The sequence below is a fragment of the Nocardia sp. NPDC003482 genome (assembly GCF_053588115.1).
In genome coordinates this window covers 49046-74904 of sequence record NZ_JBSFPI010000030.1, presented here as the reverse complement: position 1 = coordinate 74904, position 25859 = coordinate 49046, and the positions used below count along the sequence as shown (strand labels likewise).

Here is a 25859-nt window from a genome sequence, read left to right as displayed (position 1 = left end):
CCCCAAGAGATGATTGGGTTGATAGGCCGGAACTGGAAGCACGGTAACGTGTGGAGGTGACCGGTACTAATAGGCCGAGGGCTTACCAACGAAGAGGCTACGCGTCCACTGTGCGGTTCTGGAACAACACACGCATGCACCCGCTGCGAGGTCCAGGGTTTCGTACCCCCTGGTGTTCGGGGGTTGGTCTCAGCCCTTGTACTCGGAGCGTGGAGCGCGGAGAGTTCCATAGTGTTACGGCGGTTATAGCGGTGGGGAAACGCCCGGTCCCATTCCGAACCCGGAAGCTAAGCCTGCCAGCGCCGATGGTACTGCACTCGACAGGGTGTGGGAGAGTAGGACACCGCCGGAACAATATTCCCGAGAAGGGGCCCAGCAATGGGCCCCTTCTCGCATATCCGGACCCGATCACCCTGTGCCGCAACGACTTCCGTGCGCCAGGTTTGTCGCCGACGCGGCGGGGCATTCACTCCGACACCAGCGTGTCACGTTTCACAGCGAAGTCTCGAGCGACGGGAAGCGTGGGCGCAGACCCGATCGGGATGATTGAAAGGTAGGCCCGGCGGATCGACCGCCGGCAGGAGTTCGGAAGGGGATGCCATGGTGGTGCTGACCGCACCGGCGCCGGAAGCATCGAGCGGTGCCACCGCGACCAACCGCCCCCGCTGGCGGCGCTTCTTGCTGCCCGTCACCTATGTGTACGCCGCGGCCCTCGTCGCGGTCACGGCGTGGCTGTCCGTCATCGACGACACCACCCAATCGAAGATCGTCCTGCACGTCAGCACCAACCTGCACAACCTGCTGCGCGGCCACTTCGGCACCCTGTTCTCCAGTGCCTTCGTCATCGGCGACAACAGCGGCGCCCTGCTCATCATCCCCCTGCTCGTCTCCCTGCTCGCCCTCGCCGAACTCCGCTTCGGCGCCTGGCAGGTGATCCGCATCTTCCTCGCGGGCCACATCGGCGCCACCCTGCTGGTGGCCCTGGGCCTGTGGGTCGCCGTCGAAGCGGGCTGGCTCCCGATCGACATCACCCGCGCCGAGGACGTCGGAATCAGTTACGGCGCAATGGCTCTCATCGGCGCCTTCTACGCCCTCCTCCCGTCCCGCTGGCGCCCCACCTGGGCCATCACCTGGCTCGCCGTCGCCGTCGCGGGCGTCGTCATGGGCCGCACCTTCACCAACGTCGGCCACCTCCTGGCCGTGGTGATCGGCCTCGCCGCCGGCTTCTGGGCCCTCCGCTCCCACCACCCCACCCTCCCCAAACTCTCCTGGTACGAGACCGTCATGCTCGTCATAGCCTCCGTCCTCGGCTACCTCCTCCTAGTGGGCTGAATTCCTGCCTCGCCCCGCCCGTGGCTGTCTGCTCGTGGGGGCTGAATTCAGTACAGCCCTCGCCCCGGAGCTGTCCGCTTGTGCGCTGACTTCGGTATGCCGCCCCGGCCGGTGACTATCTCCTCGTCGGCTGACCCGATACGCCGCCCCTCTCCGTGGGCTGAATTCGGTACGGACCCACTACTGCCCTAGAGTGCCTGGGGTGCGCCTCGTGATAGCTCGCTGTCAGGTCGACTACGTGGGTCGGCTCACCGCTCACCTCCCCATGGCTCGCCGGCTGCTGATGATGAAGGCGGACGGTTCGGTGCTCGTGCACTCCGACGGCGGTTCCTACAAACCGCTGAATTGGATGAGCCCGCCGTGCTGGGTGGAGGAACGCGAATCCGATTCGCCCGCAACCAAACTGTGGGTGGTGACGAACAAGGCCGGGGAAGAACTCCGAATCACGGTCGAGGAGATCGAACACGATTCCTCTCATGATCTCGGCATCGATCCCGGCCTCGTGAAAGACGGCGTCGAAGCGCACCTCCAGGAATTGCTCGCCGAGCACATTCACACCCTCGGCGAGGGATACAGCCTCATTCGCCGCGAATACATGACCGCGATCGGACCGGTCGACATTCTCTGCCGCGACGCCACGGGCGCGACGGTGGCCGTGGAGATCAAACGCCGCGGCGAGATCGACGGCGTCGAACAGCTCACCCGCTACCTCGAACTGCTCAACCGCGACCCCCTGCTGGCCCCCGTCACCGGCGTCTTCGCCGCCCAGCAGATCAAACCCCAGGCCCGCACCCTCGCCACCGACCGCGGAATCCGTTGCCTCACTCTCGATTACGACGCCCTACGGGGTACGGAGAGCGCCGAATTCCGCCTGTTCTAACCTGGATACCAATGCCCCGCCGGAAACCGCGCCCCACCCCACCGGCGCGGTCCTCCCGGGACCCGCGCCCCCTGGGCGACGTCTTCGGCCGCACCGAACCGGGCCCCGACGGCGACGACTACATAGTCCGCACCATCCCCGGCACCCGAGCCACCAAAACCTACCGCTGCCCCGGCTGCGACCACGAAATCCCCCCAGGCACCCCCCACCTGGTCGCCTGGCGAGCCCACAACGGCGAAGAAGACCGCCGCCACTGGCACACCGGCTGCTGGAAAGGCCGCCACACCAGACGCATAACCCGCCGCTGGTCCTAACCCCACCCGCACCCCTTATTCGAATCCGCACCCCCTTCAGAGCCCTATAAGGGGTGCGGATCCGAATAAAGGGTGCGACTGGGTTGCTCGGCCTCGAGGCCCGCACGTTCTGAGCGGCCTGCGAAGGGTGGGATCGGGCCAATGACCCTGTGGCGCAGGGCAACCAGCCCCACACATAAGGAAGGCCGCCCCCGAAAAATCGGGGGCGGCCTTCGAACGGTCGGTGTTGTCGCCCGGTCGGTTCGGCGTACTAGCTCGAGATCTCGGCGTTCTCGCGCTCTTCGGCGTCGAGCTCCTCCTCGTCGGCCTCGGCCTTCGCGTCGGGGATCGCCTTCTGGCGGTTGGGGCCGGACTGCTTGCCGGACAGCGAGCGCTGTTCGGGGGCGCCGTCGAGCAGCTCGGATTCGCGGTTGACCGCGGCGAGCATGGCGGGCACCGAATCGAGCTGGCCGCGAATTCCCAAGAGCTGGGCCAGAACTCGGCCGCGCAGCACGCGCATCTCCTCGGCCAGCTCCTTGGCGTGGGCGATCTTGCGATCGGCCTGCTGGGTGGCGGAGGTGACCAGACGGTTGGACTCGTCGGTCGCGTCCTTGATGCGCTGGGCGGCCTCGGCGCGGCTGGTGGCCTCGAGCTCCTCCATCGCGCGGGTCAGCTTGGTGCGACGCTCGGCCATGGTGACCTCGAAGTCCTGCTGCGCGGCCTTGCGCTTGGCCTCGGCTTCCTTCGTGATCCGATCGGCCTCGGCCTGCGCGGCCTCGACGATCTTGGTCGCCTCGGTGCGCGCGTTGGCGAGGGTCTGCTCGAACTCGACCTCGAGCGCCTCACGCTTCTCCTTGGTCTCCGAGAGCAGCGACTCGTACTTGCCGCGCATCTCGGTGGCCTGCTGCTCGGCGATGGAGATCATCTCCGCGGCCTCGGCCTGCGCCTGCGCGCGGACCTCGGAGGCCTCGTCGGAGGCGAGCCGCAGCATGCGGGAGATGCGATCGCTCATGCCCTCCGCGGTGGTCGGCGGCACCGACAGACGATCGACTTCCTTACGGAGCTCGTCGATTTCGTCGCGGGCGTCTTCCAGCTGGGCGGCCAGGTTCCGGGCCTGAGCCGCCGCAGCGTCGCGGTCGGTGGCGGTGACCCTCAGTTCGGCATCGAAACGGTCGAAATAATTGCGTACTTCGTCACGGTCATAACCCTTCCGGACCACCGTAAAGGGCAACGCGACGAAGCGATTGCGATCGGGCTCAGTGGACGACATGCCCCACAAACTACAGCCTGTCGACCAGCCATGGTGACCCGACCGCGAATGTCGTTACGACAAGTTTCCCCGGTCGGATTGCGGTACTAGTGAGTAGGATTCGCGGCAGGCTCGACCAACTCGATGAGCACACCTCCAGCATCCTTGGGGTGCACGAAGTTGATTCGCGAGCCCGCCGTGCCGGGCCGGGGACCCTCGTACAGCAAACGGAGCCCGCGGCCACGCAGAAAGGTTGCCACGGCATCGATATCGGTGACCCGATAGGCCAGTTGCTGCAGACCCGGACCATTGCGGTCGATGAACTTGGCAATGGTCGATTCGGCGTTGAGCGGTGCCAGCAACTGCAGAGCAGTCGAGTCGTCACCGGCGCCGGGCAGCGACAGCATCGCCTCGTGCACGCCCTGCCCCTCGTTCACCTCGCGATGGGTCTCGACCATGCCGAGGTGCTCGGAGTACCAGGTGACGGCGGTGTCGAGGTCGGGGACGGCGATGCCGACATGGTCGACCGCGATCACGTAGTCGGCGGGAATGAAATCGGACTTTTCGGTGGTGCTCACCCTTCGAACGGTAGCGCGCACCTGCATGGTCGTGGGGTGAGCGCACCGGTTACCGTGGAGTACGAGGCGGCGTAAGACCCGTCGACGCGAATTCGAGAAACGAGGTTCATCGTGACCACCACCTCCGTCATCGTCTCCGGCGCGCGTACCCCGGTCGGCAGGCTGCTGGGTGGATTGAAGGACTTCACCGGCGCCGAGCTGGGTGGGTTCGCCATCCGGGCCGCGCTGGAGAAGGCCGGGGTCGCGCCGGAACAGGTCGAGTACGTGATCATGGGCCAGGTGCTGACCGCGGGCGCGGGCCAGATTCCCGCGCGCCAGGCCGCCGTGGCCGGAGGCATTCCGATGGACGTCCCCGCGGTCACCGTGAACAAGGTCTGCCTGTCCGGCATCAACGCGATCGCGTTGGCGGATCAGCTGATTCGCGCCGGTGAGTACGAGATCGTCGTCGCGGGCGGCCAGGAGTCGATGACCCAGGCCCCGCACCTGCTGGAGAAGAGCCGCGAGGGTTTCAAGTACGGCGACGTCACCCTGCGTGACCACATGGCCTTCGACGGCCTGCACGACATCTTCACCGATCAGGCCATGGGCGCGCTGACCGAATCGCGCAACGACCGCGACCGCATCAGCCGCGAGGACCAGGACGCCTTCGCCGCCGCGTCGCATCAGAAGGCCGCGGCCGCCTGGAAGAACGGCGTGTTCGACGACGAGGTCGTCCCCGTCTCGGTGCCGCAGCGCAAGGGCGATCCGATCGTGGTCGGCCAGGACGAGGGCATCCGCGCCGACACCACCGTCGAGTCCCTCGGCAAGCTGCGCCCCGCTTTCCGCAAGGACGGTACGGTCACCGCCGGTTCGGCCTCCCAGATCTCCGACGGCGCCGCCGCGGTCGTGGTGATGAGCAAGGCCAAGGCCGAGGAGCTGGGCCTGACCTGGATCGCCGAGATCGGCGCCGCCGCCACCGTCGCGGGCCCCGACTCCACCCTCCAGGACCAGCCCGCCAACGCCATCGCGAAAGCCTGTGCGCGCCAAGGCATCTCGCCCGCGGACCTGGACGTCGTCGAGATCAACGAGGCCTTCGCCGCGGTAGGCATCGCCTCCACCCGCAAACTCGGCATCGACCCCGCCAAGGTCAACGTCAACGGCGGCGCCATCGCCATCGGCCACCCCCTCGGCATGTCCGGCGCCCGCATCGTCCTCCACCTCGCCCTCGAACTGAAGCGCCGCGGCGGCGGCACCGGCGCCGCGGCCCTCTGCGGCGGCGGCGGCCAAGGCGACGCCCTCATCCTGAAGGTCTAACCCTCAAACCCCCAGCAACCCAGCCGCACCCCTTATTCGAATCCGCACCCGCTGTGGGGCCCGATAAGGGGTGCGTCTGCGAATAAGGGGTGCGGCTGTGCCCGCTACACCCGACCAACCCTGCGAATAAGGGGTACGGCTGCGTCGGCCGCGCACTTGTCGCACGCTCCGAGAAGGGGTGCGGCTGCGTCAGCCACAGCGCAACCGCGCCCTCGTCGCAGGCGCCCATAAGACGGCTACGAGGCTGTGGCAACCCCAGCCGCACCCTTTGTTCGGATCCGCACCCGCTGTATGGCCCTGTAGGGGGTGCGGATCCAAATAAGAGGTGCGGCTGTGGTTTGGGCCACACGACTACGGCCTGTCGTAGACGTGCGGCAGAATGGTGCGCATGGGTGAAATCTTCGATCTGAGCACGGCTGGGAAGCGCGTGCGGCTGTTCGGGATCCTCGAGGCGATCTCGTGGGCGCTGCTGCTGACCGGATCGGTGTTGAAGCGGTTGCCGGACCCGATCACCTGGCCGGTGATGGTATTCGGCCTGCTGCACGGCTTCGTGTTCATCATGTTCGCGCTGAACCTGCTGCTGGCGTTCCGCGAGTACGGGTGGCCCGCCAAGACGCTACTGATCGGGCTCGCCTCGGCCATCGTGCCGTTCAGCTCGTACTGGTTCGAGCGCTGGGCGGCCCGCACCGGGCAATTGGGTGACCTGGGCCCGGCCCCGGCGCCCGCGCCTGCCGGTTCGTGACAAACTGGAACTCGTGACTCGACCTGCTGCACGTCGTCCTTCCCCCGCCGTTGCCGCTGCCATGTCCGGTGCGGTGGATCTGTCCGCTCTGAAACAGCCGGCCGCCGGGGACGTTCCGAGCGGTCACGCGGTCACCGAGGCCGATTTCGAGGCCAAGGTGTTGCGGCGCTCGCTCGAGGTGCCGGTGGTCGTCGCCCTGTACTCGCAGCGCAGCCCGGGCAGCGTCGAATTGGTGAAGCTGCTCGAGAAGCTGCTCGGCGAGAGCGACGGCACCTGGGATCTGGCCACCGTCGAGGCCGAGCCCAATATGCGCATCGCGCAGGCGTTCGGGGTGCAGGGCATCCCGACCGTCGTCGCGGTCGCCGCGGGCCAGCCGCTCGCCGATTTCCAAGGCGCCCAGCCCGAAGCCCAGGTCCGCCAGTGGCTGGCCGCGGTGGTCGACGCCGTGCGCGGCCGCCTGCCCGGCGTCGGCGGTGAGGCCGAGGGCGCGGCCGAGCAACCCGCCGACCCGCGCTTCGTGGCCGCCGAGGAGGCCATCGAGCGCGGCGACATCGCGGGCGCCGAGGCCGCCTACGAGCGCATCCTCGCCGAGGAACCGGCCAACCAGGACGCCAAGGCCGCCCTGCGCCAGCTCCGCTTCTACACCCGCGCCCAGAACCTCCCCGCCGACGCCGTCGCCCGCGCCGACGCCGACCCCGCCGATATCGAGGCCGCCTTCGCCGCCGCCGATCTCGAACTGTTCAACCAGCAACCCGACGCCGCCTTCGACCGCCTGATCGCCCTGATCAAGCGCACCGCGGGCGACGACCGCAACCGCGTCCGCACCCGCCTGGTGGAACTGTTCGAACTGTTCGACACCGCCGACCCGATCGTGGTCGCGGCCCGGCGCCGGTTGGCCACCGCGCTGTACTGAAACACGTTGTGGGAGAGCCGATCCCACGCCCAGCACGAGGCGTGGGATCGGCATCCCGCAGGTGCCGGCGCCGGGAGTCACCCACCCGAACACGGCGTGAGAAGCACGATCGGTATCTCGCGGGGATGTGCGAGACGCCGGAAGAAGTCGTAACCCGGATAGCCCGACGAGCAACGGGGCCACCAGGCGTCGCGCTCCGCTCCGGTCGCCACTCGCGCGCACACGCGGCGCGTCTCCGCACCGATCTGGATCGTGGTCTCCGGATGGGCCCACAAGTTGTGGAACCACGCGGGATTCGACGGTTGTCCCGCCTTCGACGCCACGATCGCGATGGTGTCGCCGTCCTCGTGATACATCACCGGCGAGGTCCGGCGAATCCCGGATCGCGCGCCGACGTGGTCGAGCAGCAGAATCCGCGCGTTCGGAAATCCCGGAACGCGGCCGCCGACGCGCCCGCCGAATCGCCGGTATATCGCGACATGCAGTCGCGTGGAACGCCGCCCGAGGTAGACCCCGCGACTGTTGGCGAACTCCGATATCGCCGCGATCAATCGCCCTACCGGCGACGGAGCCGTCCGTTCCGCGGCCCCGGACTTGTCGTTGTCGGTCATCACGCCTCCCCACCTCGAAGTACTACAGTCGATAGTAGAACGTTCTCAGCTCATTCGACAGTCCATTACCATGGGCCGAAGGAGGGGAACATGCGATCACTCACACCCATCGGACACCTGGCCGCGGCCGCAACCATCCTCACGGCCCTGTTCGTTTCCGCGGGCAGCGCGGCCGCCGACCGGCCCGACACCCAGCTCACCTTCACCCGCACCGACCCGGACCAACCGTCCCGCACGGTCACCCTGACCTGCGCCCCCACCGGCGGCAACCACCCGGCGGCCGAGGCCGCGTGCGCGGCGCTCGCGACGGCCGACCTCACCCTCCCCGAGGAGAACCAAGAGGTCCGCTGCTTCCGCTACTATCCCGTCACCCTGCGCGCCGAGGGAACCCTACGCGGACAACCGATCTCGATCGAGAAGACCTACGGCTGCCTCGTCCCCGAACTCACCGACCCCTGGCGGTTCTGAAACCTATTCCGGCGCAAGCCATACCGCGCTGTTGGGCGCGAGCGTCACCGCCGCCGAGTACGGCCGCCCGTGCCACGGCCGCTCCTCGGCGGTCACCGCGCCCAGATTGCCGATCCCGCTGCCCCCGTAGTGCGCTGCGTCGGTATTGAGGATCTCCCGCCAGCGCCCGCCCGCGGGCAGCCCGACGCGGTAGTCGCGATGCTGCGAACCGGAGAAGTTGAACACGCACGCCACCGTCGACCCGTCGGACCCGTGCCGCAGGAACGCGATGACATTGTTGTTCCGATCATCGGCCTCGATCCACGCGTACCCGCCCGGCGAGGTGTCCTGACTCCACAGCGCGGGCGAGTCGCGATACACCCGGTTCAGATCCCCCACCAGCACCCGAATCCCGTCGTGCAGTGGGTTTTCCAGCTCACCCCAGTCGAGCCCGCGATCGTGCGACCACTCCCGGTACTGCCCGAAATCCTGCCCCATGAACAACAGCTGCTTACCCGGATGCGCCCACATGTAGGCGAGCAGCGCCCGCACCCCGCACGCCTTGGCCCAGTCGTCGCCGGGCATGCGCGTCCACAGCGTGCCCTTGCCGTGCACGACCTCGTCGTGACTGATGGGCAGGACGAAGTTCTCGCTCCACGCGTACACCATCGAGAACGTGATCTCGTTGTGGTGCCAGCTGCGATGGATCTGGTCCCGGCCGAGGTAGCCGAGCGTGTCGTGCATCCAGCCCATATTCCATTTCATGGTGAACCCGAGCCCGCCGACGTCGGTCGCGCGGGTGACCCCGGGCCAGCTGGTGGACTCCTCCGCGACGGTCACCACGCCGGGATGATGCTTGTGGACGGTCGCGTTCATCTCTTGGAGGAACGACACCGCCTCCAGATTCTCCCGCCCGCCATGGATATTCGGCTCCCAGCCGCCCTCGGGCCGCGAATAGTCCAGGTACAGCATGGAAGCCACGGCGTCGACCCGCAGGCCGTCGATGTGGAACTCCTCGATCCAGTACAGCGCGTTGGCCACCAGGAAGTTGCGCACCTCGTGCCGGCCGAAGTCGAAAACGTAGGTGCCCCAATCCAATTGCTCACCGCGCCGCGGATCGGAATGCTCGTACAGCGCCGTCCCGTCGAACCGCGCCAGCGCCCACTCGTCGCGCGGGAAATGCGCCGGAACCCAGTCCAGCAACACCCCGATCCCCGCCCGGTGCAGCCGATCGACGAACGCCCGGAAGTCGTCCGGCGACCCGAACCGCGCCGTCGGAGCGTAGTAGGAGGTGACCTGGTATCCCCACGACCCGCCGAACGGATGTTCCGCGATCGGCAACAGCTCGACGTGCGTATACCCTTGCGCCCGAACGTATTCCGCGAGCTGATCGGCGGCTTCCCGATACCCGAGCCCCGGCCGCCACGACCCCAGGTGCACCTCGTAGACGCTCATCGGCGCCCGCGTGGCGTCGGTCTCCGCGCGCCGGGCCAGCCACTCCCGGTCGCCCCATTCGTAGGAGCTCTCGGTGATCACCGACGCCGTCGCGGGCGGTTGCTCGGTGGCGAACGCCAGGGGATCGGCGTGGTCGACCGTGCGCCCGTCCGCGCCGTGCACCCGGAACTTGTACTTCGTGCCCGGACCGACGCCGGGAACGAACAGCTCCCACACCCCGGATCCGCCCAATTTCCGCATGGGAGCGCTGTTTCCGCTCCATCCGTCGAAGTCGCCGATCACGGTCACCCCGCGCGCGTTCGGCGCCCAGACCGCGAACGCGGTGCCCGGCACGTCGCCGTCGAGGGTGGTGTAGGTGCGCGGATGCGCGCCCAGCACCTCCCACAGCCGTTCGTGCCGTCCCTCGCCGAGCAGGTGCAGATCCAGTTCGCCGATCGTGGGCAGGAATCGGTACCCGTCGGCGACGAGGACGGTCTGCCCGCCGGGATAGGACACGACCAGCCGGTAGTCCCACAGCTCCTCGAACGGAACCACGGTCTCGAACACCCCGTGCTCGACGTGGTCGAGCGGATAATCCTTCTCGCCGATCCGCGCGCTCACCGAATCCGCGTGCGGCCGAAGGGTTCTGATGACCGTGCCGCCCGGATGCGGATGCGAGCCGAGCACGGTGTGCGGGTCCGCGTGTGTCCCCGACACCAGCAGCAGCAGATCGCGGCGGTTCACGAGAACGTCTTCCGGTAGGCCAGTTCCGTCCGCGCCGCGGCCGAGACCGGCGGCAGCGCCAGGATGTGCGCGACCGCGTGCACGGGATCGAGCCGCACGTAATTCGTTTGGCCCCAATGGTATTCCTCGCCCGTGACCTCGTCGACGACGACGGGATGGTCGTGCCATTCCCGTCCGATCGCGGGCATGTCGAGCGAGACCATGCCCTGTTCGGCCGCGTACGGATCGAGGTTCACCACGACCAGCACCGCGTCCCCGGTGACCGGATCCACCTTCGAGTACGCCAGCAGCGCGTCGTTGTCGACGTGATGGAAGGCGATGCAGCGCAGCTGTTGCAGCGCCGGGTGGGCGCGGCGGATCTCGTTGAGCCGGGTCAGCCACGGCTCCAACGATTCTCCGCGCGCGGCGGCCTCGACGAACGGGCGCGGGCGCAGCTCGTACTTCTCCGAGTCGAGGTACTCCTCGCTGCCGGGACGCACCGCCTGGTGCTCGAACAGCTCGAATCCGGAGTACACGCCCCAGCTCGGCCCGAGCGTCGCCGCCAGGACCGCGCGAATGGCGAACATGCCGGGCCCGCCGTGCTGGAGGCTCTCGTGCAGGATGTCGGGGGTGTTCACGAACAGATTCGGGCGCGCCTCGTCGGCCTTGGCGGCCAGTTCGAGGGCGAATTCGGTGAGTTCCTGTTTCCCGGTGCGCCAGGTGAAATACGTGTAGGACTGGGCGAATCCGCGCCGGGCGAGCCCGTAGAGCCGGGCCGGGCGGGTGAACGCCTCGGACAGGAAGAACACGTCCGGATCGGTCTCGCGCAGCCGCGCGATCAGCCACTCCCAGAAGTCGGCCGGTTTGGTGTGCGGGTTGTCGACGCGGAAGATCTTGACGCCCAACGCGATCCAGTGCTTGACCACGCGCAGCACCTCGGCGTAGAGCCCGTCGGGATCGTTGTCGAAGTTGAGCGGGTAGATGTCCTGGTACTTCTTCGGCGGGTTCTCCGCGAAGGCGATGGTGCCGTCGGGCAGGGTGGTGAACCACTCCGGATGCGTGCGCACCCACGGATGGTCCGGCGCGCACTGCAACGCCAGATCGAGCGCCACCTCGAGGCCGAGTTCGCGTGCGGTGGTGACGAATTCGGCGAAGTCCTCCTCGGTGCCCAGGCGCGGGTGGATGGCGTCGTGGCCGCCCTCGTCGGAGCCGATCGCCCACGGCGAGCCGACGTCGCCTGGCTCGGCGGTGAGAGAGTTGTTGCGGCCCTTGCGATTCACCTTCCCGATCGGATGGATCGGCGGCAGGTAGACCACGTCGAATCCCATGGCGGCGATGCGGTGCAGCTCCTTGGCGGCGGTGGCGAAGGTGCCGTGCACCGGGTTGCCGTCGGCGTCGCGGCCGCCGGTGGAGCGCGGGAAGAACTCGTACCACGACCCGTACAGGGCCCGTGGACGTTCGACCAGCACGCAGTGTTGCGGACCGCGGGTCACCAGTTCGCGCAGCGGCGCGGCGCGCAGGATCTCGCTCACCTCGGCGCTGAAGGCCGGGGCGACCCGGGCGGGGAGCTGGGCGTCGCCGCGCAGCGACGCGGCCGCCGCGCGCAGGCGCTCCCACTCCCGTTTGGGCACGTTCTGGGCGGCCCGGTCGAGCAGGCGCGCGCCGATCTCCAGGTCGTTGGCCAGGTCGGCGGCGGTCTGGCCGACGGCGAGTTTGGCCTCCACGGCCGACCGCCAGGTTGCCAGCGGATCGCTCCAGCCCTCGACCCGATAGGCCCACAGCCCCGGTTCGGTGGGGACGAAGGTGGCGTTGAAGACGTCGGGTTCGATATCGGGGGTCATCCGGATGCGCCGCAGCCGCGCGCTGCCCGGGGGCCGGATCGCGAGGTTGGCGGAGACCGCGTCGTGTCCCTCCCGCCAGACCACGCTGCGAACTGGGAAGACCTCGCCCACCACCGCCTTCGCGGGATACCCGCCGGGAATGGACGGGGCCGTGTCATCGATGGCGATCCGACCGGTCACGAGATCACCGTACCGGTATTTTCGCCACGACCACGAACGCAGCGGCCGGATGCCGGGTCGTCGCGCGACCACGGCGACTCCCGCCACGGCGTGGAACGCTGGTGCGTGGCAACGACGACTGCGACGGACGAGGAGATATCAATCATGACTGCTGTGCAAGGTCTTTCGGTCGATGTGCCGATGCCGGACGGTGTGGCCGACGCCTATGTGGCGTACCCCGACGACGGCGCGGCACACCCCGGGGTCCTGCTCTACCCCGACGCCTTCGGGCTGCGGCCGGTGGTTCGCGGCATCGTCGACCGCGTCGCCGCCCACGGCTACACGGTCCTCGCGCCGAACCTCTTCTACCGGCACGGCCGCGCGCCCGTGGTGGATCTGCCGGACTTCATCGATTTCACCGCCCGCCCCGACCTGTTCGGCCAGCTCCGCCCGCTCATGGTCGAACTGACCGGCCCGACCACCGTCCGCGACGCGGGCGCCTACCTCGACTGGCTCGCGTCCTTCGACCACGCCGCGCCCGCGCCCTTCGGCACCACGGGCTACTGCATGGGCGGCCGCCAGGCGCTGCGCACCGCCGCCGCCTTCCCCGACCGCATCGCCGCGGTCGCGGCCTTCCACACCGGCCACATCGTCACCGACGCCCCCGACAGTCCCCACCACGACCTCGAAAAGATCCGCGCCGAGGTCTATTTCGGCCACGCCGACCAGGACCAATCCATGCCGCCCGAGGCCATCGAGGCCATCGACAAGACCCTCACCGCGGCGAACATCCCGCACCGCACCGAGATCTACGAGGGCGCGGCCCACGGCTACACCCAATCCGACACCTCGGTCTACGACGAGGCCGCCACCGAACGTCACTACCGCGAACTGCTGTCCCTGCTGGACCGAACCCTGCGCTGACGGCGTCCCGACCCCGACATACCGGTAGGGTCTGACCGGTGAAGGCCCTCCGTCGATTCACCGTCCGTGCCCATCTGCCCGAGTCGTTGGCGGCGTTGACCGAACTGGCCACCAATCTGCGGTGGTCCTGGCACGCGCCGACGCAGGATCTGTTCGCCGAACTGGATCGGGAGCGGTGGGCCGAGGTCGGGCACGATCCGGTGCGGATGCTGGGGGAGGTGCCCGCGGCCCGGCTCGACGAGTTGGCCGCCGATCCGGAGTACGTGCGCGCGGTCGAGCGCCAGGCGGCGGATCTGCGGGACTACCTGACGCGGCCGCGGTGGTTCACCAGGCAGGACGGCGGCCCGCGCTGCATCGCCTATTTCTCGATGGAGTTCGGCGTCACCGAGGTGCTGCCGAACTACTCGGGCGGCCTCGGCATCCTGGCCGGTGATCATCTCAAGGCCGCCTCCGATCTGGGGTTGCCGCTGATCGGGGTCGGGCTGCTGTACCGGTCGGGCTACTTCCGCCAGTCGCTGACCGCCGACGGCTGGCAGGCCGAGCACTACCCCGATCTCGATCCGCAGGGGCTGCCGTTGCGGCTGCTGACCGAGGAGGGCGCGCCCGTGCTGGTGCACGTGCCGATGCCGGAGGGACGGGTACTGCGGGCGCGGGTGTGGATCGCGCAGGTGGGCCGAATCCCGTTGCTGCTGTTGGATTCCGATATCGCCGACAACGATCCCGAACTGCGCGCGGTCACCGATCGGCTGTACGGCGGCGATCAGGATCACCGCATCAAGCAGGAGATCCTCGCCGGAATCGGCGGGGTGCGGGCGGTGCGCGCCTACACCCACGCCCACGGGCTGCCCGATCCGGACGTGTTCCACATGAACGAGGGCCACGCCGGATTCCTCGGCATCGAGCGCATTCGCGAATACATCTCCGGCGGAATGGATTTCGACGCCGCGCTGGCCGCCGTGCGCGCCGCGACCGTGTTCACCACGCACACCCCGGTGCCCGCCGGGATCGACCGCTTCTCCGCCGCGCTGATGCGTCGTTACTTCGGCGGCGAGCACGGCGAGCGGGAATCCCCGATGCTGCCCGGTGTCGAGGTGGACCGGATTCTCGCCCTCGGCCGCGAGGCCGACCCGGCGGTGTTCAACATGGCCCACCTCGGCCTGCGCCTGGCCCAGCGCGCCAACGGCGTGTCGAAGCTGCACGGCGAGGTGAGCCGGGCGATGTTCGCCCCGCTGTGGCCCGGTTTCGACAGCGCGGAGGTGCCGATCGGCTCGGTCACCAACGGCGTGCACGCCCCCACCTGGGCGGCGCGCGAATGGATCGACAAGGCCCGCGACGTCCTCGGCCCCGAACTGGTCGAGGAGGCGCGCGGCTGGGAACGCCTGCGCGACGTCGACCTCGGCGAGCTGTGGACCACCCGCAACACCCTGCGTGGCCTGCTCATCGCCGAGGTGCGCCGCCGCCTGCGCGCGTCCTGGCTCGAGCGGGGCGCCGCGCCCGCCGAATTGGGTTGGGTGGACGACGTTTTCGACCCGAACGTGCTGACCGTCGGCTTCGCCCGCCGCGTGCCCACCTACAAACGCCTCACGCTCATGCTGCGCGATCCGGACCGGCTGCGCGCGCTGCTGCTGGATCCGGAGCGTCCCGTGCAACTGGTCGTCGCGGGCAAGAGCCATCCCGCCGACGACGGCGGCAAGGGCCTGATCCAGCAGGTCGTGCGGTTCGCCGACGATCCGGCCGTGCGGCACCGCATCGTGTTCCTGCCCGACTACGACATGTCCATGGCCCGCTACCTGTACTGGGGATGCGACGTCTGGCTCAACAACCCGCTGCGCCCGCTCGAGGCGTGCGGCACCTCGGGTATGAAGGCCGCGCTCAACGGCTCGCTGAATCTGTCCATCCGCGACGGCTGGTGGGACGAGATGTACGACGGCGAGAACGGCTGGGCCATCCCCACCGCCGACGGCGTGCGCGACGATCACCGCCGCGACGACCTTGAGGCCAGCGCCCTCTACGAGATGCTCGAACGGTCGGTGCTGCCGCGCTTCTACGAACGCGACCACGACGGTATGCCGGTGCGCTGGATGGAGATGGTGCGCCACACCCTGCAAACCCTCGGCCCGAAGGTGCTGGCCTCGCGCATGGTCCGCGACTACGCCGTCGAGTACTACACCCCCGCTGCCGCCTCCTACGCCGCGGTCGCGCGCGAGAACTTCACGGGCGCAAGGGAACTCGCCGACTACCGCCGCCGCGTCGAATCGGCGTGGCCGCAGGTCAAGGTGCTCCAGGTGGACAGCTCCGGTCTGCCCGACACCCCGGTGATCGGCGCGGACCTGTCGCTGCGCGCCCGCATCGACCTGGGCGGCCTGTCGCCCGACGAGGTCGCCGTGGAGGCCGTCCTCGGCCGCGTCTCGCCCGACGACGACCTGTCCGAGGTCACCACCGTGCCCATGACGCACGCCGGAAACGATTCGGGCGCGGAGGTTTTCACGATCTCGACACCGGTCCCGCTGTCCGGCGCCGTCGGTTACACGGTGCGCGTCCTGCCGCACCACCGGCTGCTCGCCGGTGACGCCGAACTCGGCCTGATCGCGACCCCCGCGCCCTGACGGGAGTCCCGCCCGCTCACCCCGGCTGGATCAGCGTGCGCTTCACGATCTTCCCGGTCGCGTTGCGCGGCAGCGCGTCCAGGAAGGTCACATCGCGCGGCACGGAGAACCGGCCCAGCCGGTGCCGGATGTAGTTGCGCACCATATCCGGATCCAACCCGGACCCGTCGCGTTTGACCACGAAAGCGGCCAGCCGCTGGCCGAATTCGCGATCCGGCACGCCGACCACCGCGACCTCGCTGATCTGCGGCAGATGCGACAGCGCCTCCTCCACCGGGCGGGGGAAGACGTTCTCGCCGCCGGAGATGATCATCTCGTCGTCGCGCCCGGCCACGAACAGCCGCCCGGCCGCGTCGAGATAGCCGACGTCGCCGGTGTCGAGCATGCCGTCCGCCTCGCCCGGCGGGGCGGCGTCGGTGTACCCGTCGAACAGCATGTGGTTGCCGACGAAGATGCGCCCGGTCGTCCCGATCGGCACCGGCCGCGAATCCGGGCCCAGCACCGCCACTTTCGTGCCCAGCGGCGGCCGCCCGGCGGTGGTGGGGGAGACCCGCAGGTCCGACGGGTCGGCGATGGTCGCCCAGGACACCTCGGTGGAGCCGTAGACGTTGTAGAGGACATCGCCGTAGGTGTCCATGAACCGCAGCACCGCCGCCCCGGCCAGCGGCGCGCCGCAACTGGCCACCACCCGCAGGCTGGAGGTGTCGTAGCGGGCCCGAATCGCGGTGGGCAGGTCCAGGATTCGATTGATCATCACCGGCACCACGATCATCGAGGTGATCCGGTGCTCGGCGATCAACCGCAGGCAGTCCTCGGCGTCGAAGTGCTCCGGCAGCACCACCGTCGCCCGGAGGGGCGTGCTGATCTGCAACGCGGCCAGTCCCCAAGTGTGGAACAGCGGGGCCGGGATGAGCATGTTCTCGTTCATCCGCAACGGGATTCGCGACAGCAGCGCCGCGACCGTGCCGAAACCCTTGGGGTGCGGGCGGCGGGCGCTCTTGGGCCGGCCGCTGGTTCCCGAGGTGAGCACGATCAACCGGCCCGGATGCCGCGGCTTGGCGAAACCCGTTCCGCCACCGTCGATCAGCTCGTCGACCGTCGGCCGGTACGGATCCACGGAGTCGCCGCGCGTGGCGAACCGGGGCAGATCCGGCGGCAGGTATCGGATCAGCTCCTCCAACTCCGGATCGGCGAAGATCGCCGCGATCTCGTGCTTGTCGGCGATCTCCGCGATCCGGCCCGCGGGCAGGCCGGTGTTGAGCAGCACCACGTCCGCCCCCAATTTGCCCGCCCCGACCATGATCTCGACCATCTCGGCGTGATTGCGCGCGAGGAGCCCGATCGCGTCGCCCGCCCGGATGCCCAGGCCCGCGAGCGCGCGGGCGAACGCGTGGCTGCGCGCGTGCACCTCGGCGAAGGTGCGGTCGGCGCGATCGTCGATCACCGCCAACCGGTCCGGGGCGTAGGCCGCGGCCGCGGCGTAGCCGCCCGCCAGATTGAAGCCCCACTTGGCCAGTCCCGCCAGCTGCCGCACCCCGCGATCGGGCCGGTAGCTGCGGACCACGCCGGTGGCCATCATCTGCCGCGCCACCTCGGCCTGGAGGCGCACGGGGGAGTCCTCGCCGTTGACCACCACCGAGGTCGCCGCGCGGGCCGGGATGTCGGCGAGCCGTTGCAGGCCCGCGCGGGTCCACTCCACGAGGTCGCCGTTGCCCAGCGATTCGATCAGCGGATGCACCCGCGCGGGGGCGAAGAAGGTGACCACGACCCGGGTCCGCTCGCCGTCGCCGCGCAGGCGGATCGAGGCGAAACTGCCCTGCGCGGGCAGTTGCAGTTCCAGGCTGTCGGGCGCCTGATGGACGACGAGCCGGGCGTCCAGGGTGCGGACCTCGGCGCCGTCGCCCACCCGGAACCGCAGCACGGGCGGACCGTCGCTGTCGATCTGCTCGCACGCGCCGATGCCGGGGAACATCCGTGGATAGGTCTGGGGATCGATGAGCAGATCCCACATTGCTCTACGCGCGATCGGAAGATCTGCGACCGCGTCGACGACATCGGTAACCAACTGCTTGCACTTCTGACTTCGGCCGGGTCGAGGACTCGGTTCGGCGGATTACGTATTTGTAACGGTGCTCACAGATCTGGTCAAGGTCCTTGGAATTGAAGGGACCGCTTTCGGCAAATTGCCCAATGATTGCATGTGACACCGGGTTACGGATGTGTCCAGGCGGTGGGGATTGCGCCCGATTCGCCGGACCGTGTCGCGGCGCGCGAGGGGCGGCGAGATACGGTGCCCATGGGCAGATCGATTCCGGGCGAGGGCGGAGACAGCACTGATGAACATCGAGGTCACATCGCGACCGCGGGGGCGCGTCGACGCCTACTTCGGCGTGACCGAACTCGGCTCGACGTATCGCCGCGAGATCATGGCCGGGACGGTCACCTTCCTCGCGATGTCGTATGTGCTGGCGGTCAATCCGGCCGTCCTCGGCGATCACGGGCCGCTCGGCGCGAAGGGCATCCCCACCCAGGCGGTCTTCACCGCGACCGCGCTGGCCGCGGTCTTCGGCACGCTGGTGATGGGACTGTGGGCGCGCTACCCCGTGGCCCTGGCCCCCGGTATGGGACTCAACGCGTTCTTCGCCTACACCGTCGTGCTCGACATGGGCATCCCCTGGCAGCAGGCGCTGTCGGGCACGCTGCTGTCGGGCGTGATCTTCTTCGTGCTCGCGGTCACCAAGATCCGCGAGAAGATCATCGACGCGATCCCGTTGCAGATGAAGCTCGCGGTGGGCGCGGGCATCGGGTTCTTCGTGGCGTTCATCGGGCTCAAGAACGCGGGGCTGGTGGTCTCGAGCGAGTCGACCTTCGTGCACCTGGGCCACTTCACCAAGGGCACCACGCTGCTGGCGTTGTTCGGACTGCTCGTGACCGTGATCTTCCTGGTGCTGGGCTGGCACGGGGCGGTGCTGTACGGGATCGTGGCGACCGCGCTCGTCGGGATTGTCAGCGGGCTGGTCGAACTGCCGCATTCGGTGGTGGCCATGCCGCACGGGCTGGACCGGACGTTCGGCGAGGCCATCGTCAATCTGCCGCACGCGTTCACCGGGCAGATGGCGATTGTCGTGCTCACCATGTTGTTCGTCGACTTCTTCGACGCCTCCGGCACCTTGATCGGCATCGCCAACCAGGCCGGGCTGCTGGGGCCGGACGGCAAACTGCCGCGCGCGGCCCAGGCGCTGGCCGCCGACTCCATCGGCACCACCGCGGGCGCGATCATCGGCACCTCCACCACCACGGCCTACGTGGAGTCGACCGCGGGGGTGAGCGCGGGCGGTCGAACCGGGTTGACGGCCCTGTCGACCGCGGGCTGGTTCCTGGTCGCGCTGTTCTTCTTCCCGCTGTTCTCGGTGGTCGCCGACGCGCCGTCGGTGACCGCGCCCGCGCTCATCGTGGTGGGCGTGCTGATGTCCCGGGCGCTCGGCCAAATTGATTGGCAGCGACTGGAATACGCGGTCCCGGCGTTCATCACCATCGTGATGATGCCGCTGACCTACTCGATCGCCAACGGCATCGCCATGGGGTTGCTGTTCTACCCGATCGTCATGATCGCCCGACGCCGGATCCGCGAGGTGCACCCGATCATGTGGGTGCTGATGCTGGTGTTCCTGGCGTACTTCATCTTCCTCGCCGACTGAGCCCCTGAACCGGCCGCGGCCGTGCACCGTGTCCTGATCTGACGAAGGAGGACAACCATGACAGCCGATCTCACCGCCCCCACCGAGCGCCGACCCACCGGCGCCGCCGATCCGCTCGCCCTCGACGTCGGACTGCTCGTCCTGCGGATCTTCTTCGGCGGCCTGATGTTCGTCCACGGCAGCCAGAAACTGTTCGGCTGGTTCAACGGCCCCGGCTGGCACCAGACCACCACCGGATTCGACCACATGGGCTACAACCCCGGCCGCGTCTTCGGCACCCTCGCGGGCCTGTGCGAATTCACCGGCGGCGCACTACTTCTGCTCGGCCTGTTCACCCCCCTGGCCGCCGCCATCGCCCTCGGCACCATGATCAACGCGATGAACGTGACCTGGCACCACGGCCTGGAAGGCTACGAGGGCGCCCTCCTCTTCGGCGTAGCCGCCACCGCCCTCGCCTTCACCGGCCCAGGCCGCTTCTCCCTCGACCACAACCGCCCCTGGGCGCGGCACGGACTCGCCTGGGGCATAGCAGCCATCGCCCTGGCCGTGATCGCCGCGGTGATCACCCTCGTGTTCAAGTGGGCGTTCTAGGCGGAAAGCTCAGCGTCGCAACGTCTTTCGGAGGGGCCGTTCACAGTGTCCCCGCGCCGTGTGCAGGGCTTGGCGCGGGGACTCGGATACCCGGTGCGGGAATTGGGGGACACCGGGTACCGGCCATCCAATTTACTTCCGGCCGAAAGTGTGGACCATGTTTGTGAGCGGTGTCACGCGTTGACCGGGGTGCCGGTGAGGCGGTGCAGGGCCTTGAGGACGACTTCCGGGTCCGAGGTTTCCCAGTAGGGCGGCAGGGAGGCGCGGAGGTAGGAGCCGTAGCGGGCGGTGACCAGGCGCGGATCCAGGATCGCCACGACGCCGCGGTCGTCGACGCTGCGCAGCAACCGGCCCGTGCCCTGGGCGAGCAGCAGCGCCGCGTGATTGGCGGCGACGGTCAGGAATCCGTTGCCCCCACGGGATTCCACGGCCTTCTGCCGCGCGACCAGCAGCGGATCGTCGGGGCGAGGGAACGGGATCCGGTCCAGGATCACCAGGCTCAGCGACGGTCCGGGGACATCGACGCCCTGCCACAGCGACAGCGTGCCGAACAGCGAGGTCGCCGGATCCTCGGCGAACCGCTTCACCAGCGTGCCGGTCGCGTCGTCGCCCTGGCACAGCACCGGCGTGTCGAGCCGTTCGCGCAGAATCTCGGTGGCCGCCTTGGCCGCTCGCATCGAGGAGAACAGCCCCAGCGTGCGCCCGCCCGCGGCACTGATCAAACGATGGATCTCGTCCAGATAGGCGGGCGCCAAGCCGTCGCGGCCCGGCGTGGGCAGATGCTTTGCGACATACAGGATTCCGGACTTGGCGTGATCGAACGGCGAACCCACATCGAGGGAGTTCCACCGCAACGACGCCGAATCCGAGGGCGCCTCACCGCCGTTGGCCAATGCCGGATCGACCCGATTGGATGATTGCGGCGGCAACCCCCAGGTGACGGCCAGACTGTCGAACGACCCGCCGATCTGCAACGTCGCCGAGGTCAGCACCACCGTGGACGTGCCGAACAGGCGACTGCGCAACAGCCCACCCACCGACAGCGGGGCCATGTGCACCGTGCGGCGCGCCACCCCGCGCACATCCTCGCTCGACAACCAGATGACATCCCGGCGCGCGGCCGGATCGGACTCCTCGAAGGTGGTCAGCGCGCGCACCGCCGCGTCGTGCACCTCCTCCACCGCCGCGAGGGCCATATTGCGCGCGGCCGCGGCCTCCGGATCGCCTTGCGGCGCTTGGGAACCCTGCGGCGCGAGCGCGGTCCGCACGTTCCACGCGGCGTCGCGGATCAGCGCGAGCACCGGTCCCGCACCGGTGGGCAGTTCGTCCCAGCGGCCGGGCGGCAGCTCGTCGAGCAGATCGTGCCACGCCTCGGCCGCGGCCTCGAGCCGATCGATCTCCTGCTCGTCGACGAGTTTGGCGCAGCGTTTGGCGGCCGCGCTGATGGCCGCGGTGGAAAGCTCGGCGGTGGCGACGCCGGTGATCCGATCGACCAGTTCGTGCGCCTCGTCGATGACGACCACATCGTGTTCGGGCAGGACCTGCACGCCGCTGATGGCGTCGATGGCCAGCAGCGCGTGATTGGTGACCACGACGTCGGCCTGCCCCGATTCGGCGCGGGCGCGCTCGGCGAAGCAGTCGGTGCCGAACGGGCAGCGCGTCTTGCCCAGGCATTCCCGCGAGGAGACGCTGACCTGCCGCCACGCGCGATCGGTCACGCCCGGCACCAGTTCGTCCCGGTCGCCGGTCTCGGTGTCGGAGGCCCATTCGTTGAGCCGCTGCACCTCCCGGCCCAGTCGCGAGACCGCGAACGCGTCGAACAACTCGGTCTCGGCGGGTTCGTCCGGAATCGCGCTGTTGATCTTGTTCAGGCACAGATAGTTGTTGCGGCCCTTGAGGATCGCGAACTGCGGCCGACGGCCCAGCGGCCCGGCCAGCGCCTCGGACAGGCGCGGCAGATCGCGGTCGACGAGCTGGCGTTGCAGCGCGATCGTCGCGGTCGACACCACGACCGTGCGGCCGGTCTCCACCGCGTGCCGCAGGCTGGGCACCAGATAGGCCAGCGATTTCCCGGTGCCGGTACCGGCCTGGACTGCGAGGTGCTCCTTGGTGTCGATGGAATGCGCGACCGCGGCCGCCATCGTCTGCTGACCCTTGCGCGCCTTGCCACCGAGGGCCTCGACGGCGGTCGCCAACAGGGTGGGGACGGGCGGGAGTTCGGGCACCCAGGCAGAGTAGCGCCCCGCACCGACAGCCGAGGGCCCGACTCGGATCGCCCGTTCGTGTCGGTGGTCTGCGCTAGGTTGATCCGCAGTCGAGGAGCAGGGGAAGGGGAGTGTCATGAAATCGCTGGACGAGTGGGTCGCCGGTGGCGAGCGGGTCGAGCTGGGCGGCCATTCGATCTTCTACCGGCAGGACGGCCCGGCGCGCGGGCGGCCGGTCACCGTGTTGCACGGATATCCGACGTCGTCGCACGACTGGGCGCTCGTACTGCCCGCGCTGGTCGAATCGGGTTGTCGCGTCACGTTTCTGGACTTCCTGGGGTTCGGCGCCAGCGCCAAGCCCCGCGGTCACGACTACCGGATGACCGAACAGGCCGACCTGGTCGAGGCGCTGTGGCGACACCTCGACATCACCGAAACGGCGCTGGTGGCACACGATTACGGGGTGAGCGTGGCCCAGGAGCTGCTGGCCCGCGATCCCGCGCGGATCACCCGGATGGCCTGGTTCAACGGCGGGCTGTACGTGGATCTGTACCGCCCCATGCCCATCCAGCGGGTGATGCTCTCCCCGCTCGGAAAGGTGTTGGGCCCGTTGATGTCCGAGCCCACCTACCGGATGACGATCCGCCGAACGCTGGGCCGCCCGCTGTCCGACGACGTCCTGCACCAGATGTGGCTCGCCACCTCCGGCGACGGCGGCACCCGCGTCCAGTGGGGCCTCAACCGCTACCACGCCGAACGCCGCGAACACGCCGAACGCTGGCAACGCGCGCTCGAAAGCTATTCCGGCCCAACGCTGTTCGTCTGGGGCCCGGCCGACCCCATCAGCGGCGGCCACCTGCTGCCCCGGCTGCGCGAGCGGCTGCCCGGCGCGCGGTTCGTCGTACTGGACGCGCCGCCCCCGGTCGGGCACTGGCCGATGCTCGAGGATCCCGCCTCGGTGCGCGCGGCGCTCACCGAGTTCCTGTCCCCGGACGGTCAGGACTCCGGCTGATCCGCGATCTCCACCCCGGCCGCGCGCATCTCGCCGAGCGCCCTCTCGATGCTCGCCGGTGCGACGCCCGCGCTGAGTCCCAGCAGCAGCCGGGTGTCGAATCCCGCCGACCGCGCGTCCAGCGCGGTGGCGCGCACGCAGTGGTCGGTGGCGATGCCGCAGATATCGACCGCGTCGATCTCCTTGTGGCGCAACCACTCCTCCAGCGAGAGGTCCTCCTCGGTGCTGCCCTCGAAGCCGGAGTAGCCCGCGGAGTAGGCGCCCTTGGAGAAGACCTGTTCGATGTTCGCGGTGTCGAGATTCGGGTGGAAGTCCGCGCCCGGCGTCCCGGCCCGGCAGTGCGGCGGCCAGCTGTCGACGTAATCCGGATGGTCGGAGAAGTGCGATCCGGGTTCGATGTGCCAGTCGCGGGTCGCGACGATGGCCGCGTAATCGGCGACGCCGAGATAGTCGCTGATCCGCCCGGCCAAGGCCGCGCCGCCCGCGACGGCCAGCGAACCGCCCTCGCAGAAGTCGTTCTGGACATCGACCACGATCAGGGCCCTGCTCATGACTCACACCTCCGGTTTCGCGCTCATTGTAGGAAGGTCGTGGGGATCGCGGGCTCGCCGGCGGAGAGCTTGAGGCCCTCCCACGGCAGGCTCACCAGACCGGCGGCCACCAGTGCGCGGGCGTCGGCCAGGGTGGGCAGGTCGCCGACGGTCTCGCCCTTGCGGACCAGCGGCACCAGCAGGTCGCGGCTGTCGTGACCGTTGGCGGGCGGGCGTTCCCCGGCGGCCGGGTAGACGATCTCCTCGACGATCGTGCCGGTCGAACGGGCCAGGCGCACAGCGCGTTTGGTGCCGCCGCGCGACTCCTTGTGGCTGCTGCGCTTGGCCACCGGCAGACCGTCGACCTCGACCAGCTTGTAGACCATGCCCGCGGTCGGCGCCCCCGACCCCGTCACCAGGGAGGTACCCACGCCGTACACATCCACCGGCTCGGCCCGCAGCGCCGCGATGGCGTACTCGTCCAGATCCCCCGACACCACGATGCGGGTGCCGGTGGCCCCGAGCCCGTCGAGCTGATCGCGCACCTGCCGGGCCAGCACCCCCAGATCGCCGGAATCGATTCGGACCCCGCCCAATTCGGGTCCGGCCACCTCAATCGCGGTGGCCACGCCGCGGGTGATGTCGAAGGTGTCGACCAGCAGGGTGGTGCCGATGCCCAGCGCCTCGATCTGGCTGCGGAACGCCGCGGCCTCCTGCTGGCCGTCCCGGCTGCTGTGCAGCAGGGTGAACGCGTGCGCGCTGGTGCCCGCGCCCGGAATGCCGTAGCGCCGCACCGCTTCCAGATTGGAGGTGGCGTCGAACCCGGCCAGATAGGCGGCCCGCGCGCTGGCCGGGGCCGCCTGCTCGTGGGTGCGGCGCGACCCCATCTCGATGGTCCGGCGTCCCGCGGCGGCGCTGACCATGCGGGCCGCCGCGGCGGCGACGGCGCTGTCGTGATTGAGGATGGACAGGATCAGCGTCTCGAGCACGACGCATTCGGCGAAGGTGCCGCGCACCGACAGGATCGGCGAGCCCGGGAAGTAGAGTTCGCCCTCGCGGTAGCCGTCGATATCGCCGCCGAAGCGGTACTCGCGCAGCCAATCCAGGGTGCGCGGGTCGAGGAAGCGGGCGGCGACCTCCAGTTCGGCGGCGCCGAACCGGAAGTCGGCCAGGGCGTCGAGCAATCGGCCGGTTCCCGCGACCACGCCGTAACGCCTGCCGTGTGGCAACCGTCGAGCGAACACTTCGAAGGTGCAGCGGCGCTGGGCCGAGTCGTCCGCGAGCGCGGCCGCGAGCATGGTCAGTTCGTATTGATCGGTCAGCAGCGCGGTACTGGCACCGGCGTCCGTTGTGGTCACGTCGTCACTGTAGACAGCCGGAGTCCGGCAAAACGACATCCGGCGGGTGTTGTGTATTCGGGGCCGAGTCGTACTCTGAAGGCTATGGGTCTGTGCATGGAAGACGCTGTCCGGGTCGCCGCCGGTCCGGTCGGCGCCCGCGTGACACTGTCGGCGGCGCAGGCGACCCCGGAAGCGATCGAGGTCACCGAGATCCTCGAGGCGGAGGACCGGCCCTGGGTGACCGTGGTGTGGGACGACCCGGTCAATCTCATGCACTACGTCACCTACATCTTCCAGAAGTTGTTCGGCTACAGCAAAGCCAAGGCAACCGAATTGATGCTCAAGGTGCACAACGAGGGCAAGGCGGTGGTGTCGTCGGGGTCGCGGGACAGGATGGAGCACGACGTGCAGCGGTTACACGCCGCCGGGCTCTGGGCCACCATGCAGCGCGACGACTGA

22 protein-coding genes and 2 rRNA genes are annotated in these 25859 nt (G+C 69.0%); 15 read left to right on the top strand and 9 right to left on the bottom strand.

Annotated features, from left to right (window positions below):
- The 5 genes from ACWDSJ_RS33600 to ACWDSJ_RS33580 form a co-directional block, all read left to right on the top strand.
- Nucleotides 1-90: ribosomal RNA gene (locus ACWDSJ_RS33600) — 23S ribosomal RNA — on the top strand; the annotation flags it as partial.
- A 145-nt stretch (nucleotides 91-235) separates the two neighbouring features.
- Nucleotides 236-352: ribosomal RNA gene (gene rrf, locus ACWDSJ_RS33595) — 5S ribosomal RNA — on the top strand.
- 248 nt (nucleotides 353-600) lie between these two features.
- Nucleotides 601-1332 carry a rhomboid-like protein gene (locus ACWDSJ_RS33590; protein ID WP_387371020.1) on the top strand — a complete coding sequence of 244 codons (732 nt, stop codon included), beginning with the start codon at nucleotides 601-603 and terminating at the stop codon, nucleotides 1330-1332.
- Between the two features lie 202 nt (nucleotides 1333-1534).
- Entirely contained in the window at nucleotides 1535-2212 is a 678-nt protein-coding gene (gene nucS / locus ACWDSJ_RS33585; RefSeq protein ID WP_450036747.1) for an endonuclease NucS, read from the top strand.
- Nucleotides 2213-2223: 11 nt separating this feature from the next.
- Nucleotides 2224-2526, top strand: coding sequence for an ATP/GTP-binding protein (locus ACWDSJ_RS33580; RefSeq protein WP_450036746.1), 303 nt, complete (start codon nucleotides 2224-2226; stop codon nucleotides 2524-2526).
- Nucleotides 2527-2776: 250 nt separating this feature from the next.
- Here the strand turns inward: ACWDSJ_RS33580 and ACWDSJ_RS33575 are convergent, their stop codons facing one another.
- Nucleotides 2777-3775, bottom strand: a complete 999-nt coding sequence (locus ACWDSJ_RS33575) for a coiled-coil domain-containing protein (protein ID WP_387371098.1) — start codon at nucleotides 3773-3775, stop codon at nucleotides 2777-2779.
- Between the two features lie 86 nt (nucleotides 3776-3861).
- Nucleotides 3862-4359 (bottom strand): methylmalonyl-CoA epimerase, encoded by a 498-nt coding sequence (gene mce, locus ACWDSJ_RS33570; RefSeq protein WP_450036745.1) that lies wholly within the window; start codon nucleotides 4357-4359, stop codon nucleotides 3862-3864.
- Between the two features lie 84 nt (nucleotides 4360-4443).
- Between mce and ACWDSJ_RS33565 the strand changes: the two genes are divergently transcribed.
- From ACWDSJ_RS33565 to ACWDSJ_RS33555, 3 genes are all read left to right on the top strand, one after another.
- Nucleotides 4444-5625: an acetyl-CoA C-acetyltransferase gene (locus tag ACWDSJ_RS33565; protein ID WP_450036744.1), complete on the top strand. Its 1182-nt coding sequence runs from the start codon at nucleotides 4444-4446 to the stop codon at nucleotides 5623-5625.
- Between the two features lie 388 nt (nucleotides 5626-6013).
- Nucleotides 6014-6367, top strand: a complete 354-nt coding sequence (locus tag ACWDSJ_RS33560; RefSeq protein ID WP_450036742.1) for a DUF3817 domain-containing protein — start codon at nucleotides 6014-6016, stop codon at nucleotides 6365-6367.
- Between the two features lie 61 nt (nucleotides 6368-6428).
- Nucleotides 6429-7280: a tetratricopeptide repeat protein gene (locus ACWDSJ_RS33555; RefSeq protein ID WP_450036754.1), complete on the top strand. Its 852-nt coding sequence runs from the start codon at nucleotides 6429-6431 to the stop codon at nucleotides 7278-7280.
- Nucleotides 7281-7357: 77 nt separating this feature from the next.
- Here ACWDSJ_RS33555 and ACWDSJ_RS33550 read toward each other — a convergent pair whose 3' ends face one another.
- Nucleotides 7358-7891 carry a nitroreductase/quinone reductase family protein gene (locus ACWDSJ_RS33550; RefSeq protein ID WP_450036741.1) on the bottom strand — a complete coding sequence of 178 codons (534 nt, stop codon included), beginning with the start codon at nucleotides 7889-7891 and terminating at the stop codon, nucleotides 7358-7360.
- A gap of 90 nt (nucleotides 7892-7981) precedes the next feature.
- On the opposite strand from ACWDSJ_RS33550, the gene ACWDSJ_RS33545 reads away from it, so the two are divergent.
- Complete coding sequence (locus ACWDSJ_RS33545; RefSeq protein WP_450036739.1) at nucleotides 7982-8359, top strand: SSI family serine proteinase inhibitor; 378 nt, start codon at nucleotides 7982-7984, stop codon at nucleotides 8357-8359.
- Between the two features lie 3 nt (nucleotides 8360-8362).
- Here the strand turns inward: ACWDSJ_RS33545 and glgB are convergent, their stop codons facing one another.
- Both glgB and ACWDSJ_RS33535 read right to left on the bottom strand, forming a co-directional pair.
- Nucleotides 8363-10516: a 1,4-alpha-glucan branching protein GlgB gene (gene glgB, locus ACWDSJ_RS33540; RefSeq protein ID WP_450036737.1), complete on the bottom strand. Its 2154-nt coding sequence runs from the start codon at nucleotides 10514-10516 to the stop codon at nucleotides 8363-8365.
- On the bottom strand, nucleotides 10513-12516 hold the full coding sequence (locus tag ACWDSJ_RS33535; RefSeq protein WP_387371038.1) for an alpha-1,4-glucan--maltose-1-phosphate maltosyltransferase: 2004 nt from the start codon (nucleotides 12514-12516) through the stop codon (nucleotides 10513-10515). The genes glgB and ACWDSJ_RS33535 overlap by 4 nt, the downstream gene beginning before the upstream one ends.
- Nucleotides 12517-12660: 144 nt before the next feature.
- Here ACWDSJ_RS33535 and ACWDSJ_RS33530 point away from each other — a divergent pair, with 144 nt between their 5' ends.
- On the top strand, nucleotides 12661-13419 hold the full coding sequence (locus tag ACWDSJ_RS33530; protein WP_450036736.1) for a dienelactone hydrolase family protein: 759 nt from the start codon (nucleotides 12661-12663) through the stop codon (nucleotides 13417-13419).
- A 38-nt stretch (nucleotides 13420-13457) separates the two neighbouring features.
- Nucleotides 13458-16025, top strand: coding sequence for an alpha-glucan family phosphorylase (gene glgP / locus ACWDSJ_RS33525; protein WP_450036734.1), 2568 nt, complete (start codon nucleotides 13458-13460; stop codon nucleotides 16023-16025).
- 16 nt (nucleotides 16026-16041) lie between these two features.
- Here the strand turns inward: glgP and ACWDSJ_RS33520 are convergent, their stop codons facing one another.
- Entirely contained in the window at nucleotides 16042-18036 is a 1995-nt protein-coding gene (locus tag ACWDSJ_RS33520; protein ID WP_450036752.1) for an AMP-binding protein, read from the bottom strand.
- A 325-nt stretch (nucleotides 18037-18361) separates the two neighbouring features.
- Here ACWDSJ_RS33520 and ACWDSJ_RS33515 point away from each other — a divergent pair, with 325 nt between their 5' ends.
- Together ACWDSJ_RS33515 and ACWDSJ_RS33510 are read left to right on the top strand one after the other, a co-directional pair.
- Nucleotides 18362-19723: an NCS2 family permease gene (locus ACWDSJ_RS33515; RefSeq protein ID WP_450036733.1), complete on the top strand. Its 1362-nt coding sequence runs from the start codon at nucleotides 18362-18364 to the stop codon at nucleotides 19721-19723.
- A 57-nt stretch (nucleotides 19724-19780) separates the two neighbouring features.
- Nucleotides 19781-20314: a DoxX family protein gene (locus ACWDSJ_RS33510; protein WP_387371048.1), complete on the top strand. Its 534-nt coding sequence runs from the start codon at nucleotides 19781-19783 to the stop codon at nucleotides 20312-20314.
- Nucleotides 20315-20487: 173 nt separating this feature from the next.
- Here ACWDSJ_RS33510 and ACWDSJ_RS33505 read toward each other — a convergent pair whose 3' ends face one another.
- Nucleotides 20488-22539 (bottom strand): ATP-dependent DNA helicase, encoded by a 2052-nt coding sequence (locus tag ACWDSJ_RS33505; protein WP_450036732.1) that lies wholly within the window; start codon nucleotides 22537-22539, stop codon nucleotides 20488-20490.
- A gap of 115 nt (nucleotides 22540-22654) precedes the next feature.
- Between ACWDSJ_RS33505 and ACWDSJ_RS33500 the strand changes: the two genes are divergently transcribed.
- Entirely contained in the window at nucleotides 22655-23530 is an 876-nt protein-coding gene (locus ACWDSJ_RS33500; protein ID WP_450036731.1) for an alpha/beta fold hydrolase, read from the top strand.
- On the opposite strand, the gene ACWDSJ_RS33495 is transcribed toward ACWDSJ_RS33500, so the two are convergent.
- Nucleotides 23515-24081, bottom strand: coding sequence for an isochorismatase family protein (locus ACWDSJ_RS33495; protein WP_450036729.1), 567 nt, complete (start codon nucleotides 24079-24081; stop codon nucleotides 23515-23517). The two genes, ACWDSJ_RS33500 and ACWDSJ_RS33495, sit on opposite strands and share 16 nt — an antisense overlap.
- Nucleotides 24082-24104: 23 nt before the next feature.
- A complete protein-coding gene (locus tag ACWDSJ_RS33490; protein ID WP_450036728.1) occupies nucleotides 24105-25457 on the bottom strand; it encodes a nicotinate phosphoribosyltransferase in 1353 nt (450 codons plus the stop codon).
- 57 nt (nucleotides 25458-25514) lie between these two features.
- Here ACWDSJ_RS33490 and clpS point away from each other — a divergent pair, with 57 nt between their 5' ends.
- Nucleotides 25515-25859 (top strand): ATP-dependent Clp protease adapter ClpS, encoded by a 345-nt coding sequence (gene clpS / locus ACWDSJ_RS33485; RefSeq protein WP_387371058.1) that lies wholly within the window; start codon nucleotides 25515-25517, stop codon nucleotides 25857-25859.